9 protein-coding genes and 1 tRNA gene are annotated in these 14,081 nt (G+C 59.2%); 4 read left to right on the top strand and 6 right to left on the bottom strand.

Annotation, left to right across the window (positions count from 1 at the left end; all coding sequences use genetic code 11):
- The first annotated feature begins 85 nt into the window (after positions 1-85).
- The 4 genes from MSIL_RS21645 to MSIL_RS07930 all read left to right on the top strand — a co-directional run bounded on the left by MSIL_RS21645 (position 86) and on the right by MSIL_RS07930 (position 4,529).
- Entirely contained in the window at positions 86-1,363 is a 1,278-nt protein-coding gene (locus MSIL_RS21645) for a COG4223 family protein (RefSeq protein ID WP_012590579.1), read from the top strand.
- Positions 1,364-1,418: 55 nt separating this feature from the next.
- Positions 1,419-2,969, top strand: a complete 1,551-nt coding sequence (locus MSIL_RS07940) for a heme biosynthesis protein HemY (RefSeq protein ID WP_012590578.1) — start codon at positions 1,419-1,421, stop codon at positions 2,967-2,969.
- 110 nt (positions 2,970-3,079) lie between these two features.
- A tRNA-Thr gene (locus tag MSIL_RS07935) sits at positions 3,080-3,155 on the top strand.
- A gap of 162 nt (positions 3,156-3,317) precedes the next feature.
- Entirely contained in the window at positions 3,318-4,529 is a 1,212-nt protein-coding gene (locus MSIL_RS07930) for a tyrosine-type recombinase/integrase (protein WP_012590577.1), read from the top strand.
- Positions 4,530-5,176: 647 nt separating this feature from the next.
- On the opposite strand, the gene MSIL_RS07925 is transcribed toward MSIL_RS07930, so the two are convergent.
- The 6 genes from MSIL_RS07925 to MSIL_RS07900 form a co-directional block, all read right to left on the bottom strand.
- Positions 5,177-5,563, bottom strand: a complete 387-nt coding sequence (locus MSIL_RS07925) for a hypothetical protein (RefSeq protein ID WP_210160588.1) — start codon at positions 5,561-5,563, stop codon at positions 5,177-5,179.
- 107 nt (positions 5,564-5,670) lie between these two features.
- Positions 5,671-6,522 carry a hypothetical protein gene (locus MSIL_RS20675; protein WP_210160587.1) on the bottom strand — a complete coding sequence of 284 codons (852 nt, stop codon included), beginning with the start codon at positions 6,520-6,522 and terminating at the stop codon, positions 5,671-5,673.
- Positions 6,523-6,614: 92 nt separating this feature from the next.
- The gene (locus MSIL_RS07915; protein ID WP_012590573.1) at positions 6,615-9,572 is read right to left on the bottom strand and encodes a type I restriction endonuclease subunit R; all 2,958 of its coding nucleotides are present in this window, start codon (positions 9,570-9,572) and stop codon (positions 6,615-6,617) included.
- On the bottom strand, positions 9,569-10,612 hold the full coding sequence (locus MSIL_RS07910; RefSeq protein WP_012590572.1) for a restriction endonuclease: 1,044 nt from the start codon (positions 10,610-10,612) through the stop codon (positions 9,569-9,571). The genes MSIL_RS07915 and MSIL_RS07910 overlap by 4 nt, the downstream gene beginning before the upstream one ends.
- Positions 10,609-11,928 carry a restriction endonuclease subunit S gene (locus tag MSIL_RS07905; protein ID WP_012590571.1) on the bottom strand — a complete coding sequence of 440 codons (1,320 nt, stop codon included), beginning with the start codon at positions 11,926-11,928 and terminating at the stop codon, positions 10,609-10,611. The genes MSIL_RS07910 and MSIL_RS07905 overlap by 4 nt, the downstream gene beginning before the upstream one ends.
- Positions 11,925-13,946, bottom strand: a complete 2,022-nt coding sequence (locus MSIL_RS07900; RefSeq protein ID WP_012590570.1) for a type I restriction-modification system subunit M — start codon at positions 13,944-13,946, stop codon at positions 11,925-11,927. The genes MSIL_RS07905 and MSIL_RS07900 overlap by 4 nt, the downstream gene beginning before the upstream one ends.
- Between the last annotated feature and the right edge of the window lie 135 nt (positions 13,947-14,081).

Genomic DNA, 14,081 nt, shown 5'->3' with positions numbered 1-14,081 from the left:
GCCTTTAAAGCGCTCCGCGAATGGTGCTTCATCGTTGCGATTGAGGAGGGGTTGCTCTACAAGAATCGAAAAGCAGGGGATACGAATGGCCGAGGATAAAGACGAGCCGTTTCGACAGGCCGCCGGAGCCGGCAAGTCGCCCGCCCCCGGCGAGGGCGAGGCTTTTGCCCCCGACAGCCCCGCTGAAACGACCCCTAGAGATCAGGATGGCGAGGCGCCGCGCGACATAGTCGCGGCGCAGGATCATGACGACGCCAGCGACGGCTCGGCCGCCGCAGCGCCCGTGTCGCCGCCGCCTGAGCAGCCCCACAAGGCAAAGCAGCCTTCGCGCGCGCCTCTGCTCATCGGCGCCCTGATTCTGGGCGCGCTTGGCGGCGTTGGCGGCGTTCTGGCGCTGCGCAGCTTCGAGTCCCTCGACACGACGCCGACGGCCGACACGCTTGCCGAACTCAATGCGCGCGCCGTCGAACTTGAAAAGAAGGCGGAGGCCTCGGCGGCGGCGGTTGCCGCGTTGCAGGGCCGCGTCGCCTCCGCGGAGAGCGCGGCGGGCAAAGCCTCGGCCTCGGCCGACGCCGCAGTCAGCGAAATGCACAAGTCCCTTGCTGCAAGCTCCGCCGCTCCGGTCGACGGAGGCGCCGCCGCCCCGCCGCCTCCCGCCGCCGCTGACATCGCCCCCGTCGCGTCGAGGGTCGACGCGGTCGCCTCGCGCGTCAGCGATTTCGAATCGAAGATCGCGGCTGTGCAGGCTAAATTGGGCGACGTCGAAGCGGCGCTCGCGACGCCGAAGATCGACGCGCGGGCGAAGCAGGATCAGGAGGAGGCGGAGTCGGCCGCAAAGGCGCTTGCGACGGCCCATTCGGTTGCTGTCGTTTCGGCGGCGCTAAGCCAGCATGTCGCCGCAGGCGTTCCCTATGAGACGGATGTCGCGGCGCTTTCCAATCTGAAAGTCGATGAAGCGAAGCTGCAGCCTTTGCAGGCGCACGCCAAGACGGGCGTCAGCAAGCCCGGCGATCTCGCCGCCGGGTTCGAGGCTCTCGCGCCGTCGCTCGAAGCCCCCGAACCGGCCAAGGCGGAAAGCGGGATTTTGGAGCGGCTGACGCATGATGCGTTAAATCTCGTCCGCGTCCGCCGCCAGGCCGATCCCTCCGATACGGACGTCCCGGGCCTGGTCGCGGCGATCGAAAGCGCTCTGGCGCGCTTCGACGTCGGCAAGGCCTATGCGCTGTGGTCGCAACTGCCGCCGGATCTCAAAGCCAAATCCGCCAAATGGGGCGAGGCGGCGAAGGCTCGTCTCGACGCGATCGCCGCCGCCAATGCGATTGAGGCCGAGGCGATGACGGCGCTCGGCAAGCCCAAATCTTGACGCTCTCGTCTTAAGCCAATTCTGGCTCCGCAACCGAGCTTACGGCAGGAAACCTATGATCCGCGTCCTCCTGTTTCTCGCCGTGCTGATTGGTCTTGCCATCGCCGAAGCGTGGCTGATCGAGCGGCCGGGCGAACTGGTGCTGAATTGGCAGGGCTATAAGATCGAAACCAGCGTGCTGATGGGCATCGCCGCTGTCTTCGTCGCGGCGGCGATTCTGCTCGGCCTGTGGATGCTGCTGCGCTTCATCTTCAACATTCCCTCGCTGATGGCTCTGGCGAGCCGGGGGCGGCGGCGCGAGAAAGGCTATGCGGCCCTCTCCCGCGGCATGATCGCCGTCGGCGCCGGGGATACGCAGGCGGCGCGCCGGGCGGCGGTCGAGGCGCAAAGAATGCTTCCGAACGATCCTCTGGCGCTGCTCCTCAAGGCGCAGTCGGCGCAGCTCTCCGGCGAAAGCGGCTCTGCCGAGGCGGCGTTCACGGAGATGACCCGGCGCAACGACATGCGCGTCCTTGGCTTGCGTGGACTGCATGTCGAGGCCGAGCGCCAGGGCGACGTCGAGAAAGCGCAACACTACGCCGAGACGGCGCGGGAGATCGCGCCGCTGCCCTGGGCGGCGAAGGCGAATTTCGCGCATAAGGTCGCCGCCGGCGATTGGCGCGGCGCGCTGGCGCTGCTCGAGAGCGGCGCCGGATCGAAGCATATCGACAAGACCATCCGCGAGCGCAGCCGCGCCGTGCTCGAAACCGCCATCGCGATCGAAAAGGCCGACGCCCAGCCGGCGGAAGCGCTTGCGCTGGCGCGGGCCGCGGTCAAGCGCGCGCCGACGCTTGTCCCGGCGGTCGCGCTCGCGGCGCGCCTGACCAGCGAGCAGGGCGACGCGCGCAAAGCGGCAAAGCTGATCGAAGCAGGCTGGGCCGGGACGCATCACCCGGATATCGCCAAGATCTATGTCGGGCTCTATCCCGGCGAATCGAGCGCCGACCGGCTGAAGCGGGCGATCTCGCTGGCGCAGCTCGCCCCGCGCGAGCCGGAAAGCAAGATCATGGTCGCGGAGGCGGCGATCGCGGCGGGCGATTTCAAGGCCGCGCGCGAGGCGATGCAGCCTCTGATCGAGGGACCGGAGCGTCCGACCGCGCGGATGTGCCGGCTGATGGCCGAGCTTGAAGAAAAGCAGCACGGGGCGGCCGGATATATCAGGGAATGGCTGACGCGGGCCTCGCTCGCGCCGCCGGACCCGACCTGGGTGGCGGATGGCGTCGCCTCCGATCAGTGGCGGCCGATCTCGCCGGTGACGGGAAAGCTCGACGCCTTCGTCTGGCAGAAGCCGGTGGAGCGGCTGAGCTCGGGCAATGAGGCCGAAGATGCGATCTTCGCGCAGATCCTTCCGCCCGAGCCTCCGCTCCTGCTGGAGGAAGCGCAGACGGCCTCCGGAGCAAAGACCGGGGCGCTTGACGGGCCGCCGCACCCAGACCCCGAGATCGCCATCCCGATGGGCCCGCCGCCGCCCACGACCGCTGAGCCGTCGGCCGCGCTCACGCCGCAGGAAAAGGAGCGGGACAAGCCGAAGGGCCTCGCCCAGCTCTTTGACGTCAAGCCGAAATAGGGCCTAAAGCCCGGTAGAAGAAGGGCCCAACGCAGCGAAAGGCCAGTTGCGGATCGCGGCGCTTGCCGCTAAGGAGTGACGCCGCAGCGCGCTGCAGGCCAAAACAGGACGCCGCAATAGCTCAGCTGGTAGAGCACGTCATTCGTAATGACGGGGTCGGGGGTTCGAATCCCTCTTGCGGCACCAAAGCGCTGTCTGGCGGCGTCCTAAAACGTCCATAATAGACTTAAAAACAAATGTTTATGGGCTGATCCCCGTCCAAGCGCGTCTCTGGACGTGCGTTGGTATCCGCTCAAATAGTTGGTATATTCGTTGGTACGGCGTGGATACCAACAATCAGATACCAACATGGCTCTCACCGATATGGAAATCCGGGCGGCCAAGCCCAGCGCCCGAATCGTCAAGCTTTCGGACGGTGGCGGCCTTCAATTGTGGCTCATGCCGGACGGCGCAAAGCGCTGGCGGCTCGCCTATCGCTTTGCCGGCGGCCAAAAACTGCTCGCCATCGGCGTTTACCCAGCGATTGGCCTTCGTGAAGCGCGGGAGGCGCGGGAAGGGGCGAAGCGTATTTTGGCCGAAGGAAACGACCCTTCGCTCGCGAAAAAGCTCGCCAAGGCTGCGAAGGCTACCGCTTCCGCCAATACGTTTGACGCCGTTTCAACCGAACTCTTGGACAAGAAGCGGCGCGAGGGGAAAGCCGAGCGTACTCTGGACAAGCTAGGTTGGCTTTTCAGCCTTGCCCGGCCTGCCATTGGCGTCCGGCCGATCGCGGAAATTTCAGCCCGCGAAATCTTGGCTGTTCTCCGCAGCGTCGAATCGCGCGGTACGCACGAAACGGCGAAACGGCTTCGGGCGACCATCAGCGAGGTTTTCCGTTATGCGGTTGCGACGGATCGCGCAGACTCCGATCCGACCGTCGCCTTGAAGGGAGCATTGGCTGCGCCGATCGTAAAACATCGCGCCGCCATCATCGAGCCAAAGGCATTCGGCGGCCTGCTCCGCGCCATCGCGACATATGAGGGCTCCCCGGAAACTTGCGCGGCGCTCGAATTGCTCGCCCTCACCTTTGTACGTCCCGGTGAGCTTCGCGCGGCGGAATGGGTTGAGTTCGACTTCGACAATGGCGTCTGGTCGATACCTGGCGAGAAAATGAAGATGAAGCGCCCTCACCGCGTCCCGCTCGCGGCGCGCGCTGTCGGCTTATTGCAGGAACTCCAAACCATAACCGGCCATGGAAAATTCCTTTTTCCGTCGGTCCGCTCGGCGGCGCGGTGCATGAGTGAGAATACGATCAACGCCGCGCTTCGCCGACTTGGATTCGAAAAGGACGAAATGACCGGGCACGGCTTCCGATCGGCGGCATCCTCTATGCTGAACGAAAGCGGCTTGTGGAACCCTGACGCTATCGAACGCCAACTTGCGCATGTCGATAATGATAGCGTCCGCCGCGCCTATGCCCGCGCCGATTATTGGGACGAGCGCATCCGCATGATGTCCTGGTGGGCCGATCGATGTGAGGAACTGCGACGCAGTGGAATCGTGGCGCCGCTTCGAGCGTGACCCTTTTCTCGGGCATCAAATTCCTGCTTTCGCGACCTTGTATGACGCATCATTTGCCAACACTTGCGGACCAGGATGGATTGTGATGATCAAATGCGGATCACCCGGCCCACGTCACCGAATGCTCATGCTTTTTCTTTGCAGTGGTTTTGGTGGAAGGTCGCGGTGACCTCTTGTTCTTTCGAAAATTTGATTCGGGAGCATTTGATTTGGAGCCTAATGCAGCCGCTCATCAACCATCTTCCAAGGAATCACGGCGCGAATTGCCGCGCATTGTTTCGGCTGGGTTTTGCCAGCTGCAAGACACGCTGAAGCAGCCTCCTCGACCAACGCTCTCGGCACGCCGGCGCCTTCTCCAAGCCAAAGAACCATGGGTGGGCACATTATGTGATTGTAGACAAACTCGGCAGTCCTGCTTTCGTGAACCTTGCGATCATAGGCCCCCGGCCCATTGTATTCACCGAGCCATCCAAGCCAGTGCTCTTTTTGGTGACGGTACCATGCCCTGTTCGGTCCCTTCTTCCGCGCGGCGAGAGCCTCCGTCAGCGAATCTGTGACGGGTCCTGCGGGAGAGAGCTTATGAATCAGCAGCATCAGTTCCCGTGGTTTCACAATCGCTTCTCAACCAAAGAGTGTATCCAATTTTCCTACTGCCTTGGTGGAGGCCTTGTAACCAATCCAATGATTTGTTCAAGAACCCAAATTGTCCGGCCGATCCGAAACAGCGAAAGGAGCACGGCAAAAATCAACAGAATTGTCAGCCACGGCACGGGCGCACTATCACGGTCAAACAGCAGGCAGGTCAAGGCGATAATGGTTCCTAATGCGAGCGCCCGAATTGTTGCGCTAAAAGTCTTCCATAGTGTCGGATATTCCACGCTCTCCCGCACTACTGCGAGTCGATCTGAGGTTGAGAATCCCAGTACGATCGACGTTGCGGTGATGACGAAGCCGAGCAGAGAGCCAAGGATCGACGCAGTGGTTCCAAAGAGCGCCGCGCGATTGTTTTTCAGCAGCGCCGCGGTTGTCGTCATCCCGTCGTAATTGTAATGCCAAACTGTGAATGCAATCGTGATTAAGACTACTAATACGAACTCGACCGTTAGAAAGCGCCTTTTCCAGAAGGCCCAAAGGTGACTCATCACCCGATACCGGCGGCTTGACGTAGCTCTGCTCCCAGTTCGTCGTGAGCCTCCAAAATTGCGCTGAAAGCCGATTCAGCATCGACCGCTCGACTTTTCTTTCCTAGCCTAAGGACCTGCTTATGCGCGATCAATTGATCGCGCAGGAGATCAATTACGTCTACTTTGTTGGTATCCACGTTCTTGCCTTTGATCTGGAAACGCTCAGTATTTTCCCTAAAATGGGCGCCGTGAACCAACGCGCCTGCAAACCGGCGAAATCCTTGAAGCGCGCTCCGTCGCGTTTCTTTCGAGGGCTTGAGGATCAGCTGGATTTCGTCACAATCGCCGTCGAGAACCCGCGCATTTGCGGCAAAGGCGGCGCCAAGCGACGCATCAGCCTCCCGCATCGCTTGGACATAGGTTGCCTTTACCTTCAGGTCAAATAGACGAAGCTCGGTGAAGTGGTTCAATTGTTCCGCTACGTCATTTCGCAATAGCGGGTAGAACGTTGCCAGCGGGACGATGTTTTCCGATTTAATTCGCAGATAATGCCCCAGGCGAGAAAGCCGAGGACCGTAGAAATTAAAGTCGGCACCAACAATGTTATCGGCGAAAAATACAATATGTACCGGCTCCAGCAGCCCTGCATTGTCGGCGATATTAAGATCGGAAACGCTTCCAGCCTGTTCCAGCTGCGGTAGACCAGTTCGTCGGATTTGACAAAAGCGCATTGACGGAAGCGCGCCGGTCCCACCAGAAAAAGCGCAGATCGCATTGCCATCATCGTCGACTAGGTAACGGCCACCATTCCCGTCCACAAAAGGCAACGCGTTGATCTTCGCAAGAGCCGAAGCAGGGTCGAAGGTCAAAGGTCGACCGCGCCCATCGTTACCGATGTCTGCTCGATAGAAGTGGATCTTTCGTTCCAGTGTCGGCGGAGCCCCGTTTGGTCTTCGCGCCGTCACCTTCCCCTCGCCTCTCTCATCGCCCGGCCGAAGAAGTGCCGAATGGCCTGGTCGCGAGCCGTGGCGTCGGCGAGCACGATGTTCTTCATCTCGGCGTCGCGTTGAAACATGCGGATTGCCCCTTTGAAGAAAGCCTGACTGAAAGCCGAGTAGACCACGTCCGGCGGATTGCTGCGCAGCATCTCGATCATGTCTTCGTCCATGATCTCGTGGTTCACCTGCTCGAATCGAACGAAATCCTCCTTCGTGAATTGCGTGCCGTGGCGGTCGTTGAAAGCCCGAATGATCTCGGACAGGGAGATCTCCTCCTCGGCAGTGTAGGGCTTCGCAGCAAACTCCTTGATCGGTAACAGCGGAATTGTATCGCCCGGCGCAAGTGAGGCGCTGGCGGCCTCTTTCTGTTCGATCTTGAAGGCATGTAGTCGCATCATGTCTTCCGTAATCTCAATGTCAGGAGGCAGCTCTCGACCGGGCAGGAGCCGGGTCAGCCAGGCGGCATAGGAATAGAGTTTCTCCAGTTCGGTATCGCCAAGCCTGACCACCTGCGCGACGAAGCTATAAAAGCGCATATAGCTTTTAAGGAGCTGACGAAACTCTTCCTGGCGGCCTTCGTCGTCCTCAAGCTCGAAACGCTGCACCGCCTGGCGCACCAAGCCTTCGAGCTTGATCCGATCGAACGGATCGAGCGGCCCCTTGTAGAAAATTGTCGCGAAGCGGTCGATCTCGGCGGCGTCCAGGACACCGAAGGTTTTGAGCTTGGCTTCCAGCTCATAAATCTGGTTCGGGTCAGAGGTCTCTTCGAGCGCCGCCACCTCATAGAACGGTTTGAAGGCGTCCTGGATGTCCTCGATCTCATTTTGAAAATCAAGGATGTATGTTCGCTCCTTGCCGGGAGCCGTGCGGTTGAGGCGGGAGAGCGTCTGCACGGCCTGGAGCCCGGCGAGTTTCCGATCCACATACATGGCGCAGAGTTTAGGCTGGTCAAAGCCGGTCTGGTACTTCTCGGCCACGATCAGGACTCGGTATTCGTCGCTGTCGAAGCGACGCGGCAATTCTGTCTCGGAAAATTGGTTGACCGCCGCCTCTGTCCATTTCCGGCCGTCAACCTCCAGCTCGCCGGAGAAAGCCACAAGGGCCTTTATGTCGACGTAGCCCTGCTTCTCGATATAGTCTCGCATGCCGAAATAATATTTCAGAGCCGCTTCGCGGCTGGACGTCACCACCATCGCCTTGGCCTGGCCGGCCATCTCGGCCATGACGTGACGCCGAAAATGCTCGACGATCACCTCGACCTTTTGGCTAATTGCCGTCGGGTGCATATGGGCAAAGCGGGCGACCTTGCGTTGCGCCTTTTTAGTCTTGAAGGTGGGGTCGTCTTCGACGACCTTCTCAAGCTCATAATAGGCCTTGTAGGTCATATAATTTTGCAGCACGTCGAGGATGAATCCCTCCTCGATGGCTTGGCGCATGGAATAAAGGTGGAAGGGGTGAGGCAGACCGTCCGGCCCGCGTATGCCGAAGCGCTCCAGGGTTACATTGCGCGGCGTCGCGGTGAAGGCGAAGGCGCTGATGTTGGGCTGCGGCCCCCTGCCTTTCTGATACTCGGCGATGAGATCTTCCACATCGTCGCTTGAGGTCGCCTCGCGGGTCAGCGTGTCGGTCAGCGCCTGGGCGCTCTTGCCGGACTGGCTGCCGTGCGCCTCGTCGATCAAGATCGCGAATTTGCGGCCCGCCTGGCCGGACACTTCCTTCAGATGGTCAGTGCCGAATTTCTGAATGGTGGTGATGATTATACGCGCGCCGCTCTGGATCGCTTCTCTAAGCTGGCGTGAAGTGCCGTCGATCTTCTTCACTACGCCCTTCGTCTGCTCGAATTGCGCGACGGTGTTCTGAAGCTGACGGTCGAGCACGACGCGGTCGGTAACGATGATCGCGGTATCGAAGATCGGGCGGTCCTGCGCATCATGCAGGTTGATCGCCTGATGCGCTGTCCAGCCGATCGTATTGGACTTGCCGGACCCGGCGGAATGCTGAATCAGGTAATTGTTGCCCGGCCCGAAGGTGCGGGCGTGGTCCATCATCCCTGTCACCGCGTCGAGCTGATGAAAGCGGGGGAAGATCATCGCCTCCTTTCTCTCGTCTTTCTCAAGATGCAGGAAGCGGCCAATGACGGAAAGCCACTTCTCCCGGCCAAACACGGCCGCGCCCTCCGGCAAATCCTTATAGAGATAGGCGACGCGGAACTCGTCCCGCACGTCGGGATTGCCGGCTCCGCCCTGATGACCCCGGTTGAAGGGCAGAAAGCGGGTCTTGCCGTTCTGAAGACGCGTCGTCATCGACACGTTGTCTTCATCCAGCGCGAAATGCACGAGCGCGCCGCGCCGGAAGGTCAGGAGCGGCTCGCCTGCCGGCGGGCGGTCAGACTTATATTGCTTCTCCGCATGCTTGAAGGTCGAGCCGGTCAGTAGATTCTTGAACTCAAGTGTGGCAGCCGGGATGCCGTTAACGAACAGCACCGCGTCGAGCGCGTTCTCGCTCTTCTGGCTATAGCGAACCTGGCGGATCACGCTTAGAATATTGGCCTCATAGAGCCGCACCAGTTCGGGGTTGAGGCTGGAGGCCGGCTTGAAGAAGCAGAAGCGGAAATGGATGTTGGGGATCAGCTTCAGGCCTTGGCGCAGCACATCAAGTGCGCCGCGCGTCTTGAGGGCTTTATCGAGCTGTTTGAAGAACTCCGCCTCGGTCGATGCCGCGTATTGTGCCTTTAATTTCTGCCATTCATCGGGTTGCGTCTCGCGCAGAAAACCAAGCGCGAGCCCTTTATCGAGAGCAAGCGCCCGGTCGTAATCCTCCGGGCTGCGATCGATATAGCAATGGGCCTGGACCAACTGGCTGACCAGATGCTGTTCGAGCACGATCTCCCTGTGGACATTGTATGCAGTGTGAGTCGTCAAGCGCTCGCCTCCTTATCGTCGGGAACGAGCATCCAGGTGCGCTGCAACGGCAGTTCCGCACGAAATTCCTCAGGCAAACGGTCATATACCTCGAAGAGAGCGTCCAGAATCTCGACCCTCCCCCAAAGACGGATGCGAAAGAATAGCTCGTTGCGTCTTTGCTCCACAGGCTTCTTGAACCCGCCCCAGCACACCAACAATCCCTGATCCGCTTGCGTGTCTTGGACAGCACCTATCAGCGCCTGAAGAGTCGGCTGATCGGCAACGATGTTGCCAGACTTGACCTGGACAACGAGCCGGGGGGATTCAAAGCCGAGCCCACCGCGACCGGCGACAATATCGATCCCTTGGTCCGGACCGGGCGTCGAAACATTTACGATGTATCCCTGCACTTTCAGGATTTCCGCTACCAAGCGCGTAAAATCATGCCCCGTGAACGCACTGGCGATGCGCCGTTCGATCTGATCCCGCGCGATCTCATCGAGATCAACCTCTGCCTCCTCAGCCGTCGGCGCTTCGGGCAATGCAAGGGTTCTCGAAGGAACAGAGACCCCGCTCTTGTAGCCCGGGTCTCGTCCTGTCTTGAGGATTGCTTCAACGCGACGGAGCGCATCGTTGCGACTGATCTCGCAAACAGTCATGAATGCGCCGAAGCTGTAAAGCAGGTCTTGTCGGAATACGTCGCGAGGGATGTCTGACTTCAACCAATGAACCGGTCGCATCGGATGCCCGTCGGCTTCCGGCGTGTAAGGACCAGTAATCTCACCAATGGCAATCTTCGCTGCCGTTTTTAGTGGCACAACAACGAGATCACCTTTCTGGATCGTATTGCAGAACTGGTTGAGCTGTGCAGCGAAGTTCAATTGTGTCTTGTGTTTCTCATCCGGAAAAGCCTTCTGAACGATCCTGAGTACCGCGTCACGATCCTCGGCAGTTCCGAGATCGTCCACATTGAAACCGAGAACAAGCTCACACTTATCAAGCGCGTGCGCTTCCTGTTCGCCATGCCTCCCGAGACGGACTAGCCAGAGACGCTTCATGCAAGCGCGTCTCCGGCTGACATCTTCTCTTCGATCCGATCGAGGCGGCGGTCCGTCTCACGGCGTTTACCCCATGTATCCACGTTGATCTGACCGGCGACGGCGGCGGTAATGAGGGCGGCGCGGAATTCTTGGATCAGTTTCGCATGATCAAAAATCTTCTCTCGCATGCGTAAGATCTGCTGTTCCTTGATGTCTAAGCGATCAGCTATGACAATCTGCTCTGCCGTGGGCGGAACTGGAACCAAGACTCGATCAACGTCAAAGATGTTGACGCCCCGGACGGCAGCTCCATTTGCCCCCGCTCCGAGTGGAGCGAAGACCGATGGAGCCTGAAGCGCGTACCGCAGCCAGCGGTTTAGGACGCCATGACGAGGAGCAATGCGCGCGGCGTCCTGGGTGAGGTTGGCTCCCTCTATGTCAGCCGGTACGATTTCAACGTCTCCAATACCGCCACGAATAGCCATTACAAGGTCACCTCCGCGCAGGCGGGACCTAACGTATCCGGCCTCGATTTCCCTACTGGTTTTGCAGAGGCGGTCTGGTGACAAGCGGTTCGGCTTCACGTCGCCACCTTTGACGATCATAATGCCATTCTCGACGTTTGGGCCTGGCAAGACGATGCCGTACATGACGGGCCTGCGCGGATCGACAAGATGCTTGAGCGGAGTAAGAACCCAGTCGGCGGGGACGTCGGAAATATACGGTTGGCCGCTTGTTAGGCTCCGTTTGCCGGCGGTCGTGCGTCCAAGTATCTCAGCGTCCAGTGTGGCGCGCCAGCGTTCAGCTGCGAGCGCTGAGAACCGTTCCTTCTTCTCGATCAATTGATCGATGCGGGCGGTCTCACGGTCGAGGAAATCAGCAATCACCTTCTGAGCGGCGAGGCCTGGAAGATCAATCTCCGTAGCAAGAAGTGCATCTGGGTATAGACGCAATCGAGAGTCAATTATGCCCTTGGATCGGGAGCGGAAAAGCGCTCGCATTGGGTTAGATCTAGTCCTATGGTGTAAATATTTTAGATCGATCTTAGATTTATCTATTTGGAAAACCGCGTATGCTGGGCTGACGATACCGTCATACTCAGAAATGCCGTATGCACCCTTCCAGGCAAGCATATAGTTCATGACGAAATCGCCGCGTTGAACTTGACGATAGCCTTCCAAGGACTCTGCCCGGGATTCGTATTCCTCGCCCTGAAAGGCTTCTGCTCTTGGCTTTACGCCGTAATATTCAGAAACAGAAAGAAGCGTTTCTTCTCCGGTCTCTGAAAGGTCGACACGCTCCCGCATGACGTTTTTGAAACGAAGAGACTTCACGCCGCGACCTCCTTCAAAAGTCCGGCTATTTCCGCTTCAAGCTGCTTTAATTCACAGTCGATTTGTGCGAGGGGGCGCGGCGGGACGTATTTGTAGAAGTAGCGGTTGAAATTGATCTCATAGGCGACACGGCCGGTTTCACCGTCGCGGTCATCGCGATAATTCTCATCGACCCAAGCGTCCGGCACAAAGGGTGTAACCTCGCGGGCCACAAAATCACGCCAGTCGTCATTCAATGGCACTAGCTCATGATCGCGCAACTGGGTATCCGATTCCGGCTTGCCGTTAGCATCAAGACAAATGTCGGCGCTCTCATCCCGCTCGGACAAAGCCGACAGGATCGCCTTTTTCAGCGGCGCACCGATCTTGCCCCCGACCCCCTTCAGAGCCCTTGTCAACACCTTTTCGAAGGCGTCGCGGTTGGTGAAGGACTGCGTTGGCAGGTTATGTGCAAGCGCATCGAGTAGCTCTTGCCGTTCGCCAATCTCCAGCTTTTGAACGGCCTTTTCCTCGGCCAACCGGGCCAGGCGTTTGGGCGTGGCCTGAAAGTTCAGCCGCAGGGGCCGCTCAATGCGGATTTCTCGATAGCCGAAATCCTCCCGATCGACAATTTTCGAAAATTCGCCGTAGGGGCCGTCGCCGTTCAGCATTTCGGCATAAATGCGCACGATCTCATGGCGGGCTGCCTCGGGAATTTCCCGGCGCTTGCTGCCCAGGCTCTTGCGCATGGATTTCCAAAAGCGCTCCGAGCTGGCGTCAATCAGCTGCACTTTGCCGCGCCGCGCCGATGGTTTGCGGTTGTTGAGTAGCCAAACATACGTCGAGATACCGGTGTTATAAAAAAGGTCGGTTGGCATGGCGACGATGGCTTCAACCCAGTCTTTTTCCAGCATCCAACGACGGATTTCGCTTTCGCCCGATCCGGCCCCGCCGGTGAAAAGCGGCGAGCCGTTCATGACAATGCCGATGCGGCTGCCCTGCTCGTCATCGCGCATTTTCGAGATCATGTGCAGCAGGAACAGCAGTTGCCCGTCGGAGATGCGCGGCAGGCCGGGGCCGAAGCGGCCATCAAAACCCTTGGTTTCGTGCTCCGCGCGGATTGGGTCCTGGTATTTTTTCCAGTCCACGCCATAAGGCGGATTGGACAGCATGTAGTGGAAGGTTTTGCCGAGGTGGGCGTCCTCAGTCAGCGTGTTGCCAAAGGCGATCTGCTCCGGGTTGTGGCCCGTCACCAGCATGTCGGATTTGCAAATGCCGAAAGATTCGCCGTTTAGCTCCTGACCGAACAATTCCACGCGGACTTTCGGGTTGAGCGCCGTCATCGCCTCTTCGGTGAGCGCCAGCATGCCGCCGGTGCCGCACGCTGGATCATAGACCGTGCGGATAATGCCCGTGCCGGTCAGCGCCGCATGGTCGTTGGCGAGCAGCAGCTCGACAATCAGGCGGATGACCTCGCGCGGGGTGAAATGCTCTCCAGCTGTTTCGTTCGAGATTTCCGAAAACCGGCGGATCAGATCCTCGAACAAATAGCCCATTTCAATATTCGAGACGTGATTCGGGTGCAGGTCGATGGCGCAGAAGCGCTCGAACACTTGCCAAAGAATGCCGCCATCCTTTAGTCGCTTGAGGGCTTCGGTGAAGCGAAATTTGTCGAGAAAAATATCGCGGACGTTGGGCGAAAAGCCGGTGATGAAATCGATCAGATTGTCGTGGACCTGGCCAGGGTCCTGGCCCTTTAGGCTGGTAAAGGTAAAGCGGCTCGTATTATAAACGCGGATCTTATCGCCGGCGGCCCCGAACAGGATCATATCCCGCGTTTCATCGTCGATGCCTTCGGGCAGGCTTTTCGCGGCCTCCAGAACGTACGGCTTGGTTGCCTCCAGGATGCAATCGAGCCGTCGCATCACGATAAATGGCAGGATCACCTTGCCATAGTCGGATTGCTTGAAGTCGCCGCGCAGGATTTCCGCAATCGACCAGACGAAGGAGCCGAGGTTGCTGGTCTTTTCTATTCTCATTTATTCAATACCTTACTGGGCGTCCGCAATTATGCCGCCGCCTCGGAAAATTCGGTCGAAAGCAAACTATGTCCCAGAATCGGTTCGCACAATCACCGACACTGTTTACATCCTCCGATGCAAATGCAAAGCGCT

The organism is Methylocella silvestris BL2 (assembly GCF_000021745.1).
In the GTDB taxonomy this organism is placed as follows: Bacteria; Pseudomonadota; Alphaproteobacteria; order Rhizobiales; family Beijerinckiaceae; genus Methylocapsa; species Methylocapsa silvestris.
Note: the sequence above shows the minus strand (reverse complement) of the source record. Positions and strands in the feature narration are given on the sequence as shown.

Coding starts and splice junctions, on each gene's coding strand:
- MSIL_RS07910 (WP_012590572.1), bottom strand. CDS start 10,612: ATGAAGCGTCTCTGGCTAGTCCGTCTCGGGAGGCATGGCGAACAGGAA.
- MSIL_RS07940 (WP_012590578.1), top strand. CDS start 1,419: ATGATCCGCGTCCTCCTGTTTCTCGCCGTGCTGATTGGTCTTGCCATC.
- MSIL_RS07900 (WP_012590570.1), bottom strand. CDS start 13,946: ATGAGAATAGAAAAGACCAGCAACCTCGGCTCCTTCGTCTGGTCGATT.
- MSIL_RS21645 (WP_012590579.1), top strand. CDS start 86: ATGGCCGAGGATAAAGACGAGCCGTTTCGACAGGCCGCCGGAGCCGGC.
- MSIL_RS07930 (WP_012590577.1), top strand. CDS start 3,318: ATGGCTCTCACCGATATGGAAATCCGGGCGGCCAAGCCCAGCGCCCGA.
- MSIL_RS07925 (WP_210160588.1), bottom strand. CDS start 5,563: ATGACGACAACCGCGGCGCTGCTGAAAAACAATCGCGCGGCGCTCTTT.